This is a genomic window from Streptomyces sp. AMJ-169, assembly GCF_055597585.1.
This window is the reverse complement of the sequence record NZ_JBVLTJ010000005.1, coordinates 52,374-73,658: the sequence shown is the minus strand read 5'-3', so window position 1 is coordinate 73,658 and position 21,285 is coordinate 52,374. Positions and strand designations below refer to the sequence as shown.

Here is a 21,285-nt window from a genome sequence, read left to right as displayed (position 1 = left end):
ATGCCCCGGCACGGCCCCGACGACGACCGGATCCTGGCCCAGGACCGGCCCCCGGCCCAGAGCCAAGCCCCCGGCAGGGCCGCCCCCGACCCCCTCGCCGAACTGATCGCCCGGCTCCGGGGCGCCGGACTCGACCCCGATCACCGGCAGTTGTGCGACGCCCTGTGGCTGGCCCAGTGGACGCGTCCCGCGCGCGAGGAGGGCGAGCAGGAAGCCCTGGCGGAGCATCCCGGTACGGCCCCTCCGGCACAGAGGGCGACCGCCGCCGGTGCCGAGGTCCCCGGGGAGCCCGCGCCCGCCCCGGCCCCGCCGCCCGAACCCGGCGGGGACGGGCGCGTCAGCCTGTATCCCGTGCCGCGCGGCGGGCCCGCGCGGGCCGTCGCCATGGCCGTCGGGGTGCCCGCCGCGCCCGCGCTGCCCGCACCCCTCGAACTCCAGCGCGCGCTACGGCGGTTGCAGGGGTACCGCAGCCCGGCGCCGCCGCTGCGGGTCCGGCTCGACGAGGCGGCCACCGCCGAACTCAGCGCGCAGGCGGGCGGGTTGATCCTGCCGGTGCACCGGGCCGTCACCCGCCGCGACGCCCGCCTCCAGCTGGTCCTCGACGCCTCCTCGTCCATGCGCGTATGGCACCGCATGTTCGACGAACTGGAGCAGGTCTTCGGTCAGTTGGGCGCCTTCCGCGACATCCAGGCCAGCTGCCTGCACCAGGCCCCCGACGGCAGCCCCGCCGTCAGCCGCAGCCCCGAGGCGCACGAGGCACCCCTGGGCTCCGCCGACCGGCTCGGCGACCCCACCGGGCGCCGCATCGTCGTCCTCGTCAGCGACTGCGCGGGCCCCCTGTGGCACAGCGGGCAGGCGCACCGGCTGCTGCACCACCTCTCCCGGCAAGGCCCTGTGGCGGTCCTCCAGCCGCTTCCGCAGCGCCTGTGGCACCGCACCCGCCTCCCGGTCACGTTCGGCGAGCTGAGCCGCTCCGAGAGCCTTTCCGGGGCCGCCGCGCTGCGGGTGCGCACCCCCGCCGGGGCGAAGGCCCGCGAGAGCGGCGCGCTGCCGGTGCCCGTGCTGCCGCCCGAACCGGTCGCGCTCGGCGCCTGGGCCCGCCTCCTGTCCGGCGCCGGCTCCGGGCCCGTACCCGGCGCCGTCGGCTGGGTGCGCGCCGACCAGCCGCCCGCGCCGCCCGCGCGCGCGGACCGCGGCCGCACCGCCCTGGAACGCGTCAGCCGCTTCAGCGCCGCCGCCTCCCCGGCCGCCGGCCGCCTCGCCGTCTACCTCGCCGCGGCGCCCCTGTGCCTGCCGGTGATGCAGCTCGTGCAGCGCACGATGCTCCCCGACTCCGGGCCCGCCGAACTCGCCGAGGTCCTCGTCGGCGGCCTCGTCACGCGCACGGACGAGAGCCATGACGGCGTGCCCTGGTACGAGATCGAACCCGACGTCCGCGAGGCCCTGCTGTCCCGGCTCGGCCGCGACGAGGCGATGCTCGTCCTCAAGCACTGCTCGGAGTACATCGAGCAGCGCTTCGGCAAGGGCGGCCCCAACTTCCCCGCCCTCGCGCTCGCCCAGCTCGGCAACGGGGGCGCGGGACGGCCGTACACGCCCGCCGAGGACGACGGGGCCGCGCCCGTGCCGCAGCCCTTCGCGGAGGTCGCCGCGCGGGTGCTGCGCCGGTTCATGCCGCTGCCGCCCGACCTCGCCGTGGCCGACGCGCACGGCGTCCCGGGGGGCGTTCCCGCGCCGCGCCGCACGCATCAGGCCGTCACCCGCGCGCGCACGCTGATCGAGCGGTTCGACCGCGAGGGCATGATCCAGGACGCCATCGACGCCGTGCAGCTGCTGCGCGGCGCCACCGTGCACGAGGAGCGGCCCGGCGCCGACCCGGAGCTGTGGGCCGCCTACGCGCGCTGCACGCTGCGGCTGTGGGAGGTCCAGGGCGGCGACGACCTCCTCCAGGAGGCCCGCGCGGCGGCCGAACGCGCGGTCGCGCACCCGCGCGCGCTGCACGAACGGGCCGTCCTCGCGCGCGTGCTGCACGCCGCCGCCACCGACCGCAGGCGCCACGGCGACGTCCCCGGCGCACTGGACCTCCTCAGCCGCGCGGACCGCGAGTACGCCGTCGCCTGCGCCGCACCCGGACTCGCCGAGGGCGAGGCGCTGGAACTCACCCTGGAGCGCGTGCGGGCCCTGGAGGAGCAGTGGCGGCTCGGCGGGGACAGCGCGCTGCTCCAGGTCTCCGCCGGGATGCTGGAGGCCTTCGCGGACGTCTGGCCCGACCGCGCGGGACGCCCGCCCGCGCTGCCCCTCGCGCACGGCAGGGTCCTGCTGAACCTCTCCGGCGCCACCCCGGACCCCGACCAGGCCCGCCGCTACGCCGAACAGGCCGCCCGCTCCCTCACCGCCACCCTGGACACCACCCCCGAGGACGACCCCGCGCGCGCGAGTGTCCTCACCGACCTCGTCGACGCCCTGCTCGGCGCGGGCGGCCCCCTGGACGACGCCCAGGACCGCGTCGACGAGGCGCTGGCCGTCGTCCGCGACCAGGGGCGGCGCGCGGGGCTCCTCGCGCGGGCGGGGCGGGTCGCCGTCGCGCGGTGGGCGGAGAGCGGGCGCGGCGCCGAACTCGACTACGCCGCCGGGTACTTCGAGCGGGCCGCGCACCGGATGTCCCGGGACGCGCCCGCGCACGCGGACGTGCTCGCCGAGTGGGGCGAGGTGCTGCTGCGGCTCGCCGGGACGGAAGGCGGCGCCCGCGCGCAGTTCGCGCTGTCGCGGGCCATCCGGGTGCTGCGCGACTGCCGTACGGAGACCCCGGCCGGCAGCCCGCACACCGCGCGCCGGCTGCTGCTGCTCGGGCGGGCGCTGATGCTGCGCTACCAGGTGCGCGGCGACCGCGTCGACCTGCGCGAGGCCGAGCACCTCTTCGGGCTCGCCGCCGCCGAGGCCGCCGACCCGCTGCTGGCCGCGCACTGCCTCCTCGACCTCGGGCAGGTCCAGTACGAGGCCTACCGCACGCTGCGCCGCCCCGCGCGGCTGGACGAGGCCGTGGACGCCTTCAGGGACGCCGCCGAGTCGGCCCGGGAGGCGGAGGCCGTGGCCGGGACCGGCAGGCGGCGCGAGGAAGCCGTACGTGCGCGTGCGCAGGCCCATCACTGGCGGGGTATGTCCTATGAAGCGGCCACCCGGCCCCGGGCCGCCCGCGAGGCGTACCGCGCGGCCCGGGGGGAGTGGGCGCGGCTGCCCGAGGACAGCGTCGTCCCGGACGGTCCCACACCGCAGGAGACGGCCGCGCGGCTGGCCGCGCTGGAGTGACCGGAGGGCACGGCATGGACGTGACGCAGGAACCCCTTCCCGACCTGCTCGGCATGGACCTGGCCGAACTGGAGCGCGTGGAGCACCCGGTGCTCAGCGAACTCCTGGCGGAGCTGACCGAGCGGGCGGGGCGCTCCGGTGAAGTGCTCTGGGGGTTCGACAGCTCGCTGTAGGGCCACCCCTTAGGGCGACTCGTGAACGCGCACCCCTAGGGAGCGAGTTACGAAACTGATCGGTCAATGCGCGTCATTTTCAGTCGACTTGCTTAATTAACCGGTCAGTTTCAGTCGCCAGGAGGTATGGCCGGCCGTCGCGCGGGCAAACGCGCCTCTGCGGGAGAGCGTCCCGCGCGCGTGCACGACGGCAGTGGGGGTGCTGGAGTGTCCGGAAAGGCCGTCCCCTTCCGGCAGTTCGTCGTCAAGACGCACAGCCGCTGCAACCTCGCCTGCACCTACTGCTACCTCTACGAAGGCCCCGACACCACCTGGCGCACCCGCCCGGTGCGCGCCTCCGCGGAGGTCCTGGAACACACCGCCCGCCGCATCGCCGAACACGCCCGCGCCCACCGCCTCCCGGCCGTCTCCCTCGTCCTCCACGGCGGCGAACCCCTCCTCGCCGGCGCCGCCACCCTGGCCCGCTTCACCACGCGCGTGCGCGAGGAGATGCCCCCGGGAACCGAGGTCCGCGCGGTCGTCCAGACCAACGCCACCCTCCTCACCGCGCCCCGCCTCACCGTCCTCGACGCCGCCGGCATCCGCGTCGGCGTCAGCCTCGACGGCGGCACCGCCGCGCACAACGCCCGCCGCGTCACCCGCGCGGGCCGCCCCTCCTGGCCCGCCGCCGCCCGCGGCGCCCGCCTCCTCGCCGACCGCTTCCCCCAGGCCTACGGCGGCGTCCTCACCGTCGTCGACCCCACCCTCGACCCGGTCGAGACCTACGAATCCCTCCTCGAACTGCGGCCCCCCGCCCTCGACTTGCTCCTGCCGCACGCCAACTGGTCCGCCCCGCCGCCCGCGCGCGGCCACGGCGCCTGGCTGTGCGCCGTCTTCGACCGCTGGTGGGACGCCGGGCGGCGGGAGACCCGGATACGGCTCTTCGAGTCCTGCCTCGCGCTGCTGCTGGGGCGGGAGGCGCGCGTCGAGGCGCTCGGGCTCGCGCCCTTCCAGGCGGTGGTCGTCGAGACCGACGGCTCGATCGAACAGGTCGACTCCCTCAAATCCGCCTACGACGGCGCCGCGTACACCGGCCTCGACGTCTTCCGCCACCCCTTCGACGAGGCCCTGCGCCACCCCGCGATCGCCGCCCGGCAGTCCGGTGCGGCGGCCCTCTCCCGGGTCTGCCGCGCCTGCCCCCTCGTCGGCGTCTGCGGCGGCGGCCACTACGCGCACCGCTACCGCGCGGGCGAGGGCTTCCGCAATCCGTCCGTGTACTGCGCCGACCTCGAACTCTTCATCCGTCACGTCGCGTCCCGGCTGGCCGAGGCGGTGCGCCGTGACGCTGCCTGAGGAGGCGCTCGCCGAACTGGGGGAAACCGGGGGAACTCCGGAGATCCTGGGCACGTTGGTCAGAGACCAGGACATGCGCCGGCTGGCGGTGCTGCGGGCGCTCCTGGACGCGGTCGCGGGATCGGACGCGGCGGCGGCGGTGAAGGGACGGGTACGGGAGGACTGGGCGATGCTGGTGGAGGCGGACCGGGTGGGGCGGGCGGCGGGCGCGGTGCCGATGCGCACGCCGGCCCCCGAAGCGCGGCGCGCCCCCGCCGAGCCCCCGCCCCCGAACTCCTCGCCCCCGAACTCCCCGCCCCCCAACTCCCCGGCCCCCGCCCCCTCGTACCCCGCCCCCCTCACCCCCGCCCGTGCCCGTCTCCTCCACCCCCTCACCGGAGCCTGGGCCTGGCAGACGCTCGGGGTGCTGCGCAACGGTGCCGGTGCGGAGCGGGAGTTGGCCCACCTCGGTGCCGTGGCCGCCGCTGCCGCCGCCCGCGCGGGGCTCGACTTCGCCGTGCGGCTCGCCGGGTACGACGGACCGCTCGTGCTGCCGTCCCTCGGGGCGCTGAGCACGGCCGGGGGAGCCGTCGAACTCCGGCACCGGGACGGAGTGCTGACGCTGCGTCAACGCGGTGAGGCCGATGTCACCGTCCATCTGGAGGCGGACGTGGGCGCGTGGTCCGGGTCGCGCGCCTGGACGCCCGCCTATGCGCTGCCGGGGCTGGCGGAAGGGGCACCGCCGGTCCCGCTGGACGACCTCGACCCGTACCGAACGGCCCGCGCGCGGGGCGCAGCCGACTCGCGCCGCAACCCCAGCGCGCCCGCCGCCCCCGGCAGGCAAGGCCCCTTCAACGACCCCGAACCCCCCGCCGCCCCCGGCAGGCAAGGCCCCCTCAGCGGCCCCGAACCCCCCGCCACCCCCAACTCCCCCACCCCCGGCGGACTCGGCGGCCCCATCACCCTCGATCACGCCGGCCGCAAACGCTGGGCCCAGGCCTGGGCCGGAACCGCCGGCGCGCTGCGGCAGGGCGGGGAACAGCGGCTCGCCGAAGCGCTCGTGCTGCTCAGGTGCCTCGTCCCCCTCCAGGCACCCCCCGGCACCGAGGGCCACGGCACGTGCAGCGCCACCCGGCGGGAAGCCTTCGGCGCGCTGCTCAGCAGCGTCCCGCCCGACGCGTCCTCCTTCGCCTCGACCCTCGTGCACGAACTCCAGCACGCCAAACTCTCCGCCCTGAGCGAGCTGGTGACGCTGCACCATGCCGGGCCCGAGGCCCGCTACTTCGCCCCCTGGCGGCAGGACCCGCGCCCCTTCGACGGCCTCCTCCAGGGCGCCTACGCGCACCTCGCGCTGGCCGGCCACCACCAGCGCCTCGCCCTCGCGGGACCCGCCCCCGCCGCCTGGGCCCAGTTCGCCCGCTGCCACGCCATGGTCGGCGCCGCCCTCCCCGCCCTCGTCGGCTCGACCGACCTCACCCCCCAGGGCCGGGTGTTCGCCGACGCGATGGTCACCGCCTACGAGCGCATGCGCGAACAGCCCGCCCCGCGCGGCCAGCGGATGCGCGCCCAGGCGTACGTGAAGGCGGCCCGCACCCTGTGGACCCAACGGCACACCGGCCACCGGGCGACCCCATGAGCGCCCCGCGCGCGGGAACCACGTACCTCACCGCCCCGCGCGCGAGCACCCCCGCCCACACCCCCCGCGCCCGAATGAGTGACCGCACCCCCCGAATCGCCGAATGGCCCCTCTCCCGGGGGACTTTGCGCGAAGATCGACCTTGCCTCACGCGCCCGCCCAGGGCCCCGCACACCTTACGGACGACGCGCCGAGGTCCTACGATTTTCTGGGACGACGCCCTGGAGGCCACCTTGACTGGAGCGCGTACACCGGCCAGGTCCACCGAGCGGGACGCCGCCCGGCAGACGGTCACGATCAGCTTCGCCGGGTTCAACCGGTCATGGGCCGCGTGGATCGGGGACCGGCTGGAGCGCAACGGGGTGAGCGTCGTCTACCTGAGGTGGGACGCGCCCCCCGAAGTCCCCCTCCCCGACCTGCTGCGCGACCTCAAGCTCGCCGAGGGCCGCATCCTCATCCTCGTCAGCGAGTGGTACTTCCAGCTCGGCCCGCGCAGCCACGAGGAATGGAACGCCGCCCTGCGCGAGGTCGTCGCCCCGGACCCCTCCCGCTTCGCCGCCGTCTCGGTCACCTCCGCGTCCGTCCCGCAGGCCGCCGCCGTCCTCGCCCCCTCCAGCCTCACCAACCTCGGCGCCGAGGAGGCCGAGCGGCGGCTGTTCGAGCGGCTGGGGCTGCCGTACGACCCGGCCGTCAACGGGCTCGACGGGCGCCGCGGACCCCGCTTCCCGGCGGCCATGCCGGACGTCTGGGGCTCCGTACCGCGCCGCAACACCCGCTTCACCGGGCGGGAGCCGCTGCTCAACAGCGCCTACCACCTCCTCCAGGGCGCCCAGAGCGGCGCGGGCGTCGTCACGCTGCACGGGATGTCCGGGGTCGGCAAGACGCAGCTGGCCGCCGAGTACGCCTACCGGTTCGGCTCCGAGTACGACGTCGTGTGGTGGGTCGACGCCGAGAAACGCGTCACCTACCGCCGCTTCCTCGCCGAACTCGCCCCCAAACTCCGCCTCCAGACCGGCCAGGAGTACGGCGAGCGGCTGCGCGCCGTACGGGACGCGCTCCGGCGCGGGGAGCCGTTCTCGCGCTGGCTGCTCATCCTCGACGGCGCCGACGAACCCGACCAGATCGCCGACCTGCTGCCCAGCGGCCCCGGCCACGTCGTCATCACCTCCCGCAACCCCGAATGGTCCGAGCACAACAGCCAGTTGCTGGAGATCCCCGTCTACGCCCGCGACGAGTCGGTCGCGTTCATCCGCCGCCGCGCGCCCCGCCTCACCGAGGCCGAGGCCGACCAGCTCGCCGAGGCCCTGGAGGACCTGCCGCTGCTGCTGGACCAGACCGCGGGCTGGCTCAACGACTCCGACCTCTCCGTCGAGCAGTACATCGGCCTGCTGGAGAGCGGCATCGACTCCGACGTCGTGAAGATCTCCTCCGACTTCCCCGTCGCCTTCCAGACCGCCTGGTCGATACTGCTGAACAAACTCCGCGAGACCGTCCCGGAGTCCGTCGACCTGCTGCGGCTGTGCACGTTCTTCGCGCCCGGCTTCATCCCCGTACGGCTGCTGCGGGACATGCCCGACGACCAGCTGCCCGAGCAGATCGCCGGGCTCGTCAACGACCCGCTGCTGTGGAACAAGGCGATCAACCAGCTCCGCCAGTACTCCGTCGTCCGCCTGGAGTCCCACGAGACGTCCCTGGACGACACCCTCACCACCGGCGACTCCCTGTACCTGCACCGCATGGTCCACCAGATCGTCCGCAAGGACATGCCGGAGGAGGACCACAAGGAGTTCATCGACGTCGTACGGCGGGCCCTGGCCGCCGCCGATCCGCGGCGGCCCACCGACACGCGGCTGTGGCCCGCGTACGCGGAGATCGTGCCGCACCTGAAGTACGCCGACGTGCTGCGCACCAAGGCGCCCGACGTGCAGCGGCTCGTCTTCGACTGCCTGCGGTACATGTACTTCTCCGGGGAGTACCGCGCGGGCATCAAGCTCGGTGAGCGCGCCCTGGAGGCGTGGCGGGAACTCCTCGGGCCGACGCACCCGCGGATCTGGGAGCTGAACTACCACCACTCCAACCTGCTGCGCGCGGTCGGCGACTACGCGGCCAGCGAGGTCCTCAACCGCACCGCCTCCGACCACCTCAGGCAGGAGCGCGGCGCGCAGGACCTGGAGCACCTGCGGGCCGCCGGCGGCCTCGGCGCCGACCTGCGCGGCCTCGGCCGGTACGCGGACGCCCTGGAGCTGTCCCAGTGGGTCCTCGTCGCCTACCGCGACCTCCTCGGCGAACAGGACTCCCGCACCCTCAACGCCCTCAACAACGTCGGCGTCTCCCAGCGCCTGCTCGGCGACTACGAAGCAGCCCTCGACACCGACCGGCGCACCTGGGAGGCCCGCCGCAGCCTGCTGCGCGCCCGCCACCTGTGGACCCTGTCCTCCGAGTGCTCCTACGCCCTCGACCTGCGGCTGCTCGGCCGCTACGGCGAGGCCGAGTCGATCCAGGCCCGCAACAGCGAGGAACAGCGCATCGTCCTGGGCGCCGACAACCCGCGCACCCTCTACGCCGACTACAACCTCGCCCAGTGCCAGTACCGCGGCGGCAACCGCGAGGCCGCCGGACCCGCCTTCGCCCGCCTCCTGGAGCGCTGCGAACGCGTCCTCGGCGAGAGCGACCCGCGCACCCTCGTCCTCGCCAGCGGCCACGCCTGCTTCCTGCGCGAGCACGGCGACATCGACCAGGCCCGCGAACTCGTCGACGCCGTCGCCGCCCGCTACGAGGTCATGCTCGCCGAAGGCCACCCCTTCGTCGTCGGCGCCCGCTCCAACCAGGCCCTCGTCCTGCGCGGCGTCGGCGAGCGCGCCCACGCCCACGCGGTCGTCGAACAGGCCCTCGCCGACATGACCGCCGCCGTCGGCGAGCGCCACCCCTGGACCCTCGGCGTCGCCCTCAACACCGCCGCGCTGCGTAACCTGGTCGGCGACCCCGAGACCGCGGAGGCGCTCAGCCGTACGACCGTCACCGCCGCCACCGAGACCCTCGGCCGCACCCACCCCCTCACCCTCTCCTCCCGTATCGCCCACGCCTCCGACCTGCGCGGACTGCGTGACCGGCGGCAGGCGGAGAAGGTCGAGCAGGAGGCGCTGTCCGACTTCGAGGCGACGCTGGGCAAGCAGCATCCGCACACGATCTCGGCGCGGTCCCGGGTACGGCCGTACTGGGACTTCGAGCCGATCATCGTCTGATACGACCAGCAGTCCGAGAGCGGCAAAGGGGTCGGCCCCGGAAGGAACTCCCTCCGGGGCCGACCCCTTTACCAAACCTCTAGAGGCTCACGCCTCGAACACCTCACGCACCAACTGCTCCTGCTCCGCCTGATGCCGCTTCGCGGAACCGACGGCCGGCGACGAGCTGTGCGGACGCGAGATGCGCCGCAGCCGCTCCCCGTGCGGGACGTCCGCCCCGACCGCGAGGTCCAGGTGGTCGATCAGGTTGAGGGCGATGAACGGCCAGGCACCCTGGTTGCCCGGCTCCTCCTGCGCCCACAGGTACTTCTCGGCGTTCGGGTACTTGGCGATCTCCGCCTGGAGCTCGGCGCCGGCCAGCGGGTACAGCCGCTCGATCCGGATGATCGCCGTGTCCGTGACCCCGCGCTTCTGGCGCTCGGCGTCGAGGTCGTAGTAGACCTTGCCGGCCGTGAAGACGACCTTGCGGACCGCGTTCGGGTCGACCGAGGTGTCGCCGATGACCGGGCGGAACTGCCCGCTCGTGAACTCCTCCGCCTTCGACGCCGCCGCCTTCAGCCGCAGCATCGACTTCGGGGTGAAGACGACGAGCGGCTTGTGGTGCGGGTTGTGGACCTGCCAGCGCAGCAGGTGGAAGTAGTTCGACGGCAGCGTCGGCATGGCGACCGTCATGTTGTTCTGCGCGCACAGCTGGAGGAAGCGCTCCGGGCGGGCCGAGGAGTGGTCCGGGCCCTGGCCCTCGTAGCCGTGCGGCAGCAGCAGCGTGACGCCGGAGGTCTGGCCCCACTTCTGCTCGGCCGAGGAGATGAACTCGTCGACGACCGTCTGGGCGCCGTTGACGAAGTCGCCGAACTGGGCCTCCCACATCACGAGCGCGTCCGGGCGGGCCAGCGAGTAGCCGTACTCGAAGCCCATGGCCGCGTACTCGGACAGCAGGGAGTTGTAGACGTTCAGGCGGGCCTGCTCGTCCGACAGGTACATCAGCGGGGTGAACTCCTCGCCGGTCTCCCGGTCGATGATCACCGCGTGCCGCTGGCCGAACGTACCGCGCTGCGAGTCCTGGCCGGCGAGCCGGACCGGGACGCCGTCGAGGAGCAGCGAGCCGACGGCGAGGGTCTCGCCCATGCCCCAGTCGATCGTGCCGTCCTCGACCATGGCCGCCCGGCGCTGGAGCTGCGGGAGCAGCCGCGGGTGGACGGTGACGTGGTCCGGGATGTTGATCTGGGACTCGGCGATCCGCTTGACGACCTCGGCGGAGATCGCGGTCGGGGTGGCGACCGGGAACTCGTCACGGGTGTCGGGCAGCGCGCCGCCGGCCGTCTGCGTGGCGACCTCGCGGACCTCGGTGAAGACCTTCTCCAGCTGGCCCTGGTAGTCCTGGAGGGCCTGCTCGGCCTCTTCCAGGGTGATGTCGCCGCGCCCGATCAGCGACTCGGTGTACAGCTTGCGCACCGAGCGCTTCTTGTCGATCAGGTCGTACATCAGGGGCTGCGTGAACGCCGGGTTGTCGGTCTCGTTGTGGCCGCGGCGGCGGTAGCAGATGAGGTCGATGACCACGTCCTTGTTGAACGCCTGCCGGAACTCGAAGGCGAGCCGCGCGACGCGGACGACGGCCTCGGGGTCGTCGCCGTTGACGTGGAAGATCGGCGCCTCGATCATGCGCGCGACGTCGGTCGCGTACATCGAGGAGCGGGAGGACTCCGGGGCGGCGGTGAAGCCGACCTGGTTGTTGATGACGAGGTGGACCGTGCCGCCGGTGCGGTAGCCGCGCAGCTGCGACATGTTCAGGGTCTCGGCCACCACGCCCTGGCCCGCGAAGGCCGCGTCGCCGTGGATCGCGACGGGCAGGACGGTGAAGTCCGTGCCGCCCTTGTTGACGATGTCCTGCTTGGCGCGCGCGACACCCTCCAGGACCGGGTCGACGGCCTCCAGGTGGGAGGGGTTCGCGGCCAGCGACACCTTGATCTGCTCGCCGTCGAGCCCGGTGAAGGTGCCCTCGGCGCCCAGGTGGTACTTGACGTCACCGGAGCCGTGCATCGACTTCGGGTCGAGGTTGCCCTCGAACTCGCGGAAGATCTGCGCGTACGACTTGCCGACGATGTTGGCGAGGACGTTGAGCCGGCCGCGATGGGCCATGCCGATGACGACCTCGTCGAGCCGGGACTCGGCCGCCGAGTCGATGACCGCGTCGAGCAGCGGGATGACCGACTCGCTGCCTTCGAGCGAGAAGCGGCGCTGGCCGACGTACTTGGTCTGGAGGAACGTCTCGAACGCCTCGGCGGCGTTCAGGCGGCGCACGATCCGCAGCTGCTCCTCGCGCTCCGGCTTGCTGTGCGCCCGCTCGACGCGGTCCTGGATCCACTTGCGCTGCTTGGGGTCCTGGATGTGCATGAACTCGATGCCGGTGGTGCGGCAGTACGAGTCGCGCAGCACGCCGAGGACGTCGCGCAGCTTCATCATCGACTTGCCGGAGAAGCCGCCGACGGCGAACTCGCGCTCCAGGTCCCACAGGGTGAGGCCGTGCTCGGTGATGTCGAGGTCGGGGTGCTTGCGCTGGTGGTACTCCAGCGGGTCGGTGTCGGCCATGACGTGGCCGCGGACCCGGTAGGAGTGGATCAGCTCGAAGACGCGGGCGGCCTTCGTGACGTCGTCGTCGTGCGAGGCGTCGATGTCCTTGAGCCAGCGGATCGGCTCGTAGGGGATGCGCAGCGCCTTGAAGACGTCGTCGTAGAAGCCGCTCTCGCCGAGCAGGAGGTTCGCGACGACGCGCAGGAACTCGCCGGAGGCGGCGCCCTGGATGACCCGGTGGTCGTAGGTCGACGTGAGCGTCATGACCTTGGAGATGCCGAGCTTGTTCAGGGTGTCCTGGGAGGTGCCCTGGAACTCCGCCGGGTACTCCATGGAGCCGACGCCCATGATGACCGACTGGCCGGGCATCAGACGCGGCACGGAGTGGACGGTGCCGAGCCCGCCGGGGTTGGTCAGGGAGGCCGTGACGCCCGTGAAGTCGTCCATCGTCAGCTTGCCGTCGCGGGCGCGGCGGACGATGTCCTCGTAGGCCTGCCAGAACTCGAAGAAGCCGAGGGTCTCGGCCTTCTTGATGCCGGCGACGACGAGCTGGCGGTCGCCGTTGGGCTTCACCAGGTCGATCGCGAGACCGAAGTTGATGTGCGCGGGCTTGACGAGGGTCGGCTTGCCCTCCTTCTCGGCGAAGGAGTAGTTCATCGCCGGCATCGCCTTGATGGCCTGGACCATCGCGTACCCGATGAGGTGCGTGAAGGAGATCTTCCCGCCCCGGGCGCGCTTGAGGTGGTTGTTGATGACGATGCGGTTGTCGAACAGCAGCTTCACCGGGACCGCGCGCACGGACGTGGCCGTGGGGATCTCCAGGGAGGCGTTCATGTTCTTCGCGACGGCGGCGGCGGGGCCGCGCAGGGTCACCAACTCGGGGCCCACAGGGGCTTCCTTCACGACAGCGGCCTTCGGTTCGGGCTTCTCAGCGGCCTTGGGAGCGGCCTGGGCGGGAGCGGCGGGGGCAACGGGAGCCGGGGGCGCGGCGGCCGGGGCGGGGACCGGGGCCGACGCGGCGGCGGGCGCCTGCGTCCGGGGGGCCTGAGGAGTCTCGGGCACCGGCGCGGCCTGCGTGGGCTGCGCGGCGGGTGCCTGGCTCGCTGCGGCGTCGGTGGCGCCCGGCCGGTAGTCGGCGAAGAAGTCCCACCAGGCCCGGTCCACCGAATGGGGGTCCTGGAGGTACTGCTGATAGATCTCGTCGACAAGCCACTCGTTCGGTCCGAACGCGGCGGCGGGATTCACACCCGCTTGGTCCGGGTCGGTCGAGGTGCTCGATCCGTTACTGGGGGACTGTGACGACACGGCGGCAACCGCCCTCTTCCGCTTCACAAGGCAATGGACAGCGGGAATAAAGGCTACGCCCCCCGACCCATGAAGGTGAGGCCAGGTCACCGCTTCGTCATGTAAGTCACATCCGGAGAGGTGTTTCGCCGCCTGAAATGGCGGGAACCAAGCGGGATTCCGCCCGAAACGACTCCGAATCCGATACGACGACGCCGGCCCGGCGCGCTTTACTGCCCGACGATGATCGAACTGTACGTCAACCGGCCGGGGGGAGCTCTCCCGGAAGAGTGACGAGGATCCGGCAGCCGCGCTCCGATTCGGCCACCCCGATCTTGCCCCCGTGCAGGTCGACGGCCCACCGCGCGATCGCGAGCCCGAGCCCCGTGCCCCCGTCGCTCCCCGGCCCGTGCGGACGCCGTACCGAGCCCCGGTTGAAGCGCTCGAACACCCGGTGCCACTCCGAGCGCGGGATCCCCGGACCCTCGTCCAGGACCTCCAGCTCCAGCGAGTCCGGCTGCGCGCCGCGGCGGGCCTTCACCGTGACCCGGCCGTGCGGCGGGGAGTGCTTGACCGCGTTGTCGATGAGGTTCGCCACGACCTGGTGGATGCGCTCCGGGTCCGCGTTCGCGGTCAGCTCCGGCGGGGACACGTCCAGATGCAGATGGACGTCCGTCCGCGTATGACTGCCCGACCCCGACGGCAGCCCCGCGCGCGCGGAGACCACCATGTTGGCTTCTTTCAGGACTCCTGACAGATACGGCCACACCTCGAACCGCCGTCTGCGCAGCGGTACGACACCGTTGTCCAGCCGGGACAGGTCCAGCAGGGTCTCCACCAGCCGGCCGAGCCGCTCGGTCTGCTTCAGGGCCGTCCGCATGGTCTCCGGATCGGCCTCGGTGACCCCGTCGACGATGTTCTCCAGCACCGCCCGCAGCCCCGCGATCGGGGTGCGTAGCTCGTGCGAGACGTTCGCGACCAGCTCCTTGCGCTGCTGGTACTGCGCCTCCAGCTCGTCCGCCATGACGTTGATCGTCACGGCCAGGTCGCCCAGCTCGTCGCGGCGGTTCTCCCGCACCCGGCGGGTGTAGTCGCCGTGCGAGATCGACCGGGCCACCAGGTTCATCTCGTCCAGCGGAGCGGTCAGCGAGTGCGCCACGAACTGCGTGATCAGCAGCGTCGCGATCATCGAGAACACCATGATGAAGCGCAGCTCGGTCTTGGTGTGCACCGCGATCATCGACAGACCGGTGGTGATCAGCACCGAGATGACGACCAGCGCGCCCAGCTTGGTCTTCACCGAGAACGGACGTACGCCGCCCCAGGGGCCGTCCCCAGGGCCTCCTCCCGGCGCCTGCCCGGTCATGGCGTCGGCGTCTCCAGCGCGTAGCCCACGCCGTGCACCGTACGGATCCGCTCGGCGCCGATCTTGCGGCGCAGCGCCTTGATGTGGCTGTCGACCGTGCGGGTGCCCGAGGCGTCCGCCCAGTCCCACACCTCCGCCAGCAGCTGCTCGCGCGAGAGCACCGCGCGCGGGGTGTTCGCCAGGCACACCAGCAGGTCGAACTCGGTGGGCGTGAGGTGCACGTCCTCCGAGCGGACCCGGACCCGGCGCTGCGCGTGGTCGATCTCCAGCTCGCCCAGGCGCAGGATGCCCGAGCGCGGGGTCGCCGCCGCGATCGCGGCCCGCTCCACCCGGCGCAGCAGGACGTGCACGCGCGCGGCCAGCTCCCGCATGGAGAACGGCTTGGTCATGTAGTCGTCGGCGCCCACGCCGAGCCCGACCAGCATGTCGGTCTCGTCGTCGCGTGCGGTGAGCATCAGCACCGGCACCGGCCGCGCGGCCTGCACCCGGCGGCAGACCTCCAGACCGTCGAAGCCCGGCAGCATGATGTCGAGGATCAGCAGGTCCGGCTGCCACGCCTCGGCCGTGTCGACCGCGGCCGGGCCGTCACCGGCCGTTTGCACGAGGAATCCTTCTGCGCGCAGGCGGGCCGCGATGGCGTCGACGATCGTCGGGTCGTCCTCGACGACCAGGACGCGGCGCTGCGCGCCCGGGGTCGCCGTCGTGGTGCCGCCTTGCGAGGTGTGTGTCTGCTCCATCGCCCGCCCCTGAGGTGCTGTCCGGAATCAGTGGGGTGATCCCATGTCTGCGCATGACTGCGGTCGGCGCGAGAATGATCGGCGCCAGGGGAGCAGAGTACGGGGAGTCACCACGGCTTTGCTATCCAGGCCGGACGGCGAGATGCACCACGTCGGGAACGCCTCGGGCAACCGGCACCTCTTCGGTACGCACCGCCTGGAACCCGGCATTACTCAGGGTTCGCTCGAAAGCGGGCGAGGGCTTCGCGGACCATACGGCGAGCACCCCGCCCGGCCCCAACACCCGTGCGCAGCCTGCGAGTCCGGCCGGGCCGTACAGCCCGCCGTTGCCCTCCGTGACGGTCCAGCCGGGCCCGTTGTCGATGTCGAGGCAGAGCGCGTCGAACGTGTCCGATGTCTCATCGAGGAAATCCAGCAGATCCGCCACCGCGATCGTGGTCCGGGGATCGGCCAGGGCCTCCCGCGTCACGGCGGACAGCGGGCCCTCCCGGTGCCAGTCGACGACCGCCCGCTCCCGCTCGACGACCGTGATCCGTCCCCAGCGCGGGTCGGCGGCGGCGTGTGCGAGCGAGAATCCGACGCCCAGGCCGCCGATGAGGACGGAAGGGCGCGGCCGGCCGTCCAGGGCGTCCAGCGCGGCGTCGACCAGGAGGCGCTCGGAGCGGCCGTCGGAGGTGTCCATCAGGAAGCAGCCGTTGGCGATGATCTGAAGGAGCGGGCCGTGCCGTCTCAACACCACTTCGCCGTACGGGCCTTCACGGCGGTCGAGGACTTCGGGGAGGTCGCGCGCGAGGGGGTCGTACGGGGTGGCCATCGGCCCATCCTGGCACCGGGCGGGCGCCGGGGAAGGGGAATTTCCGTCGCCGGGCGCGGCCTGAACTCCTGTGCGTACCTTGGCAGGACGTGAGGGCAGCTTGAGAGGTTGCTGAGAATACGGCCGGACGTGGTGTCGGTCACAGACAGCGGACAGGTGGGGCGCGAACTCTGTAGGAGAAGGAAGGAGCGCCTCACGGTGGAACGGAACGGTACGGCCGACGCGGTCGCCCCCGCGGACCTGGGTCTGCTCGACGGCGTCCCGGCACAGCGGGTCCCCTCACTCCCGGCGCCCGCCGCCGCGGCGCCCGCCGAGGTGCTCGTACCCCTCCCGGTCCCCTCCAGAGCGTTCTGGCGGCTGCTGCCGTCGCCCAAGGGGACACCGTTCACGTTCTGGTACGCCGTCGTCCTCGCCGTCACCTCATGGGTGGCCATGAACGTCGACGACTCCTGGGTCGACTGGCTGCTCCAGGCGTCCTCCACGGACGTCTGGCACCTGCTGCGCGAACCGGCGCTGGTGCTCGGCGCGAGCGCCCTGTGGGTCGCGGGCGGGCTGTCCTCGCCGTTCACCGTGGTGTTCGTCCTCGTGCTCACCGCCCTGGAGCGGCGCGTGGGGGGCGTGCGCACGGCGCTCGTCTTCGCCGCCGGGCACGTCCTGGCGACCCTGGCCACCGAGATCCCCGTGGGCCTCGCCGTCCTGGTCGGCCACCTCCCCGAGTCCTCCCTGCACCGTTACGACTACGGCATCAGCTTCGGCGTCGCCGCGAGCATCGGCGCCCTCACCGGCCTGCTGCGCCCCTGGCTGGGCCTGCCGATCCTGTTCCTGTTCACCGCGGAACTCCTCCAGGACCTGGCCGAACTGACCGACCCCCTGAGCAACTGGGGGCACCTGATCGCCCTGGCCATCGGGGTCGCGCTGTGGCCCCGGGTACGGAGCTGGAAGAAGGAGCGGGCGGGTACGAGGGCTGTAGCGGCCGTCTAGCCGGTCAGTCCGGGCCGGCGCCGGTGCCCCGGTCCGCGTCGGCGCAGGCGTCGCCCTCTGCCGCCTCTTCCTCGGCGGCGTCATCGTCGTCCTCGTACACGATCGTCCCGTCCGCCAGCATCGTCGGGTGCATCTTCATCGGCCCGTACTCGTCCTGGTCGGAGGGGCGGGGTGGTTCGGGGCCGTCGGGGCCCATGCGGACGATGCGTTCGATGCGGCAGATACGGAAGTGGCGGCCGTCGACGCGGGCCTCGTCCGCGCGGCCGGCGGCGCGGAACTCCTCGGCCACGCGCGCGTAGAGGGCCACTTTCTCCTCGGGCCACTTCTTCAGCAGGGGCCAGTCGTAGGTCATGGCCATGTACAGCCGGCGGCGGGCCTCGTGCGGGGTCGCCTTGGGGCCGCTGCGGGGGCACCAGCCGGAGCTGTCCCGCTCGACGACCGCGAAGCCGACCGGGAGCCGCACGATCTCCGGGTGCGTGCCGACGGCCGTCTGGGAGTCGCGGCGGGCGGCGGGCGGGAACCGGGAGTCCGTGTACGAGAAGTCGCGCAGGCCCAGGCGCAGCGCCCCGGCCATGGGGCCGTCGTCGGCGGCCGGGTCCAGGGTGTGGCCGATGTCCAGGGCCGACGACTCGCGGCCCTCCCAGAGCTGTTCGGCGGGCTCGGGGTCGGTGGGGCGGGGCGGCTCCAGGCCGAACTCGCCGGAGCGCGCGAACTCGTCGCCGCGCACGACCCGGTAGCGCACCCCGCACGCGGTGACCTCGTCGGCGGGCTCGCGCTCCAGGACGGCGACGGCGGCCAGCAGCTCGCCGCGCGTCCCGGTGTCCTGGGCGGTGTCCTTCGCGGTGAACCACAGATGCGAGTTGAGTCCGTCCCGTGACTGCTGCGGCATCCCGTCGGTGAACGGCAGCAGCACCCGCCAGCGCGCGCCGTCCTGGCGGGTGTCGTACGCGGCGACCCCGAACACCGGACCGCGCAGCGCTATCCGCGGATAGCGCCGGGACGCCTCCACGGCGTCCGCCTCCATCACCCAGGCCACCGGGTCGTCGCGGCGCACCAGATCGGCGTGGAGCGCGTTCAGATGTTGCTTCCAGTCATCAGTCATGTGCGCATTGTGGTGGGGGTGCGGGGGCGGTTTGGGCGGAACGGGGAAAGTGGCGGCGGCGGGCGCGCGGGGGTGGTGGCGCGGCGGAGGCACGGGATTTTCCGTGCCGGGCGTCCTGTTTGTCGGTGGGGGTGTGCGGGGTGCCGGCGGGGGTTGCGCGGGGTGTCGCTGGGGGCTGCGGCGGTGATCGCTCACGGCGAACACCGGACCGGGAACATTCGGGGGCTCATATGCATTGAGTCGGTAAAGCTCAACTTGACTGCCGAAGGGGAGATCATGGCTTTGTCGTCATCAACGCTCACGCTGCCGGTGCTGCCGCTCGACGGCGAGGTCGTGCTGCCCGGCATGGTCGTTCCGCTGGATCTGAACGACGCGGACGTACGCGCCGCCGTGGAGGCCGCGCAGGCCGCCGCGCGCAGTGAGCCGGGCAAGCCCAGGGTGCTGCTGGTGCCCCGGGTGGACGGGAACTACGCGGGGACGGGCGTGCTCGGGACCGTGGAACAGGTCGGCCGGCTCGCCGACGGGGACCCCGGGGCGCTGATCCGGGGCCGGGCCCGGGTGAAGATCGGGGCGGGGACGACCGGTCCGGGCGCCGCGCTGTGGGTGGAGGGCGCCCAGCTCGACGAGAGCCTGCCCGAGCCGGTGCCGGGGCACGTCGGCGAACTGGTCAAGGAGTACAAGGCGCTGGCCACCGCGTGGCTGCGCAAGCGGGGCGCCTGGCAGGTCGTGGACCGCGTCCAGGCCATCGACGACGTCTCCGCGCTCGCCGACAACTCCGGCTACTCGCCGTTCCTCACCCTTGACCAGAAGATCGAACTCCTGGAGACCACCGACCCGGTGGCCCGGCTGAGGCTCGCCACGCAGCAGCTGCGCGACCACCTCGCGGAACAGGACGTCGCCGAGACCATCGCCAAGGACGTCCAGGAGGGCGTCGACAAGCAGCAGCGGGAGTTCCTGCTCCGCCGCCAGCTGGACGCGGTCCGCAAGGAGCTGCGCGAGCTGAACGGGGAGAGCGCCGACGCGGAGGAGTCCGACGACTACCGCGCGCGCGTGGAGGCCGCCGACCTCCCGGAGAAGGTCCGCGAGGCGGCCCTCAAGGAGGTCGACAAACTGGAACGCTCCAGCGACCAGTCCCCGGAGGGCTCCTGGATCAGGACCTGGCTGGACACGGTCCTGGAACTCCCCTGGAACTCCCGCACGGAGGACGCGTACGACATCCAGGGCGCCAAGTCCGTCCTCGACGCCGAGCACGCGGGCCTCGAGGACGTGAAGGAGCGCATCACCGAATACCTGGCCGTCCGCAAGCGGCGCGCGGACCGGGGGCTCGGAGTCATCGGCGGGCGGCGCGGGGGCGCGGTGCTCGCGCTGGTCGGACCGCCCGGGGTCGGCAAGACCTCCCTCGGGGAGTCCGTCGCCCACGCGATGGGCCGCAAGTTCGTCCGCGTCGCCCTCGGCGGCGTCCGGGACGAGGCCGAGATCCGGGGGCACCGGCGGACGTACGTCGGCGCGCTGCCCGGGCGGATCGTGCGGGCCGTCAAGGAGGCCGGTTCGATGAACCCGGTCGTCCTGCTCGACGAGATCGACAAGGTCGGCTCCGACTTCCGGGGCGACCCGGCCGCCGCCCTCCTCGAAGTGCTCGACCCGGCCCAGAACCACACCTTCCGCGACCACTACCTGGAGGTCGAACTCGACCTGTCCGACGTGGTGTTCCTCGCCACGGCCAACGTCCTGGAGGCCATCCCCGAGGCGCTGCTCGACCGGATGGAGCTGGTCCGGCTCGACGGGTACACCGAGGACGAGAAGGTCGTCATCGCCCGCGACCACCTCCTGCCGCGCCAGCTGGAGCGGGCGGGGCTGGACAAGGAGGAGGTCGTCCTCGAGGAGGGCGCGCTGCGCAAGCTCGCCGGGGAGTACACCCGGGAGGCCGGGGTGCGCACGCTGGAGCGGTCCCTCGCGCGGCTGCTGCGCAAGGTCGCGGCCCAGCACGAACTGGGCGCGCGGGAGCTGCCGTTCACCGTCACGGACGCCGATCTGCGGGGCCTCATCGGGCGTCCGCACCACGTCCCCGAGTCCGCCCAGGACCCGGCGGAGCGGCGCACGGCCGTCCCCGGGGTGGCGACCGGGCTCGCGGTGACCGGCGCCGGCGGTGACGTCCTGTTCGTCGAGGCGTCCCTCGCCGATCCGGAGACGGGCGCGGCGGGGCTGACGCTCACCGGTCAGCTGGGTGACGTGATGAAGGAGTCCGCGCAGATCGCGCTGAGCTTCCTGCGCAGCCATGGCGCCGAACTGGAGCTGCCGGTGGGGGACTTGAAGGACCGCGGGGTCCACATCCACTTCCCGGCGGGCGCGGTGCCCAAGGACGGACCGAGCGCGGGCGTGACGATGACGACGGCCCTGGCGTCCCTGCTCTCCGGCCGCCTGGTCCGCACGGACGTGGCGATGACCGGCGAGGTGTCCCTGACGGGCCGGGTCCTCCCGATCGGCGGCGTCAAGCAGAAGCTGTTGGCGGCCCACAGGGCAGGAGTAAAAACGGTCATCATCCCGAAGCGCAACGAGGCAGACCTGGACGACGTCCCGACAGAGGTGTTGTCCAAGCTGGACGTCCACGCGGTGACGGACGTCCGCCAGGTCCTGGAACTGGCGCTGGCGCCGGCGAGCAGGGGGGCGGGGGTTTCGGTGGCGGCGTGAGGGGCGCGCGCGGGCGGCGCGAAGGAACGGGACTGCTCCTTCGCGGCACGTCCCGCCGTCTTGCCGCCCGGCTCCGGCGG

The 21,285-nt window shown here is 73.0% G+C and carries 12 protein-coding genes; 7 read left to right on the top strand and 5 right to left on the bottom strand.

Features of this window, described 5'->3' with window-relative positions:
• The 5 genes from ACYUD3_RS13620 to fxsT all read left to right on the top strand — a co-directional run bounded on the left by ACYUD3_RS13620 (position 1) and on the right by fxsT (position 9,665).
• The gene (locus ACYUD3_RS13620; RefSeq protein WP_470968664.1) at positions 1-3,303 is read left to right on the top strand and encodes an SAV_2336 N-terminal domain-related protein; all 3,303 of its coding nucleotides are present in this window, start codon (positions 1-3) and stop codon (positions 3,301-3,303) included.
• Between the two features lie 14 nt (positions 3,304-3,317).
• Positions 3,318-3,476, top strand: coding sequence for an FxSxx-COOH cyclophane-containing RiPP peptide (fxsA, locus tag ACYUD3_RS13615; protein WP_470968662.1), 159 nt, complete (start codon positions 3,318-3,320; stop codon positions 3,474-3,476).
• A 126-nt stretch (positions 3,477-3,602) separates the two neighbouring features.
• Positions 3,603-4,808, top strand: a complete 1,206-nt coding sequence (locus ACYUD3_RS13610; RefSeq protein WP_470968659.1) for an FxsB family cyclophane-forming radical SAM/SPASM peptide maturase — start codon at positions 3,603-3,605, stop codon at positions 4,806-4,808.
• Positions 4,795-6,423, top strand: coding sequence for an aKG-HExxH-type peptide beta-hydroxylase (locus ACYUD3_RS13605; RefSeq protein ID WP_470968656.1), 1,629 nt, complete (start codon positions 4,795-4,797; stop codon positions 6,421-6,423). The genes ACYUD3_RS13610 and ACYUD3_RS13605 overlap by 14 nt, the downstream gene beginning before the upstream one ends.
• A 233-nt stretch (positions 6,424-6,656) precedes the next feature.
• Entirely contained in the window at positions 6,657-9,665 is a 3,009-nt protein-coding gene (gene fxsT / locus ACYUD3_RS13600; protein ID WP_470968654.1) for an FxSxx-COOH system tetratricopeptide repeat protein, read from the top strand.
• An 87-nt stretch (positions 9,666-9,752) separates the two neighbouring features.
• On the opposite strand, the gene ACYUD3_RS13595 is transcribed toward fxsT, so the two are convergent.
• From ACYUD3_RS13595 to ACYUD3_RS13580, 4 genes are all read right to left on the bottom strand, one after another.
• Positions 9,753-13,538: a multifunctional oxoglutarate decarboxylase/oxoglutarate dehydrogenase thiamine pyrophosphate-binding subunit/dihydrolipoyllysine-residue succinyltransferase subunit gene (locus ACYUD3_RS13595; RefSeq protein WP_470968652.1), complete on the bottom strand. Its 3,786-nt coding sequence runs from the start codon at positions 13,536-13,538 to the stop codon at positions 9,753-9,755.
• Between the two features lie 238 nt (positions 13,539-13,776).
• A complete protein-coding gene (locus ACYUD3_RS13590) occupies positions 13,777-14,883 on the bottom strand; it encodes a HAMP domain-containing sensor histidine kinase (protein ID WP_470968649.1) in 1,107 nt (368 codons plus the stop codon).
• Entirely contained in the window at positions 14,880-15,620 is a 741-nt protein-coding gene (locus ACYUD3_RS13585) for a response regulator transcription factor (RefSeq protein WP_470968647.1), read from the bottom strand. The genes ACYUD3_RS13590 and ACYUD3_RS13585 overlap by 4 nt, the downstream gene beginning before the upstream one ends.
• Before the next feature lie 121 nt (positions 15,621-15,741).
• Entirely contained in the window at positions 15,742-16,434 is a 693-nt protein-coding gene (locus ACYUD3_RS13580) for a spermidine synthase family protein (RefSeq protein WP_470968645.1), read from the bottom strand.
• A 198-nt stretch (positions 16,435-16,632) separates the two neighbouring features.
• On the opposite strand from ACYUD3_RS13580, the gene ACYUD3_RS13575 reads away from it, so the two are divergent.
• On the top strand, positions 16,633-17,415 hold the full coding sequence (locus tag ACYUD3_RS13575; protein ID WP_470968642.1) for a rhomboid-like protein: 783 nt from the start codon (positions 16,633-16,635) through the stop codon (positions 17,413-17,415).
• 4 nt (positions 17,416-17,419) lie between these two features.
• Here ACYUD3_RS13575 and ACYUD3_RS13570 read toward each other — a convergent pair whose 3' ends face one another.
• A complete protein-coding gene (locus ACYUD3_RS13570) occupies positions 17,420-18,517 on the bottom strand; it encodes a DUF5954 family protein (RefSeq protein ID WP_470968640.1) in 1,098 nt (365 codons plus the stop codon).
• A 276-nt stretch (positions 18,518-18,793) separates the two neighbouring features.
• On the opposite strand from ACYUD3_RS13570, the gene lon reads away from it, so the two are divergent.
• Entirely contained in the window at positions 18,794-21,205 is a 2,412-nt protein-coding gene (gene lon / locus ACYUD3_RS13565; RefSeq protein WP_470968638.1) for an endopeptidase La, read from the top strand.
• Positions 21,206-21,285 lie beyond the last annotated feature (80 nt).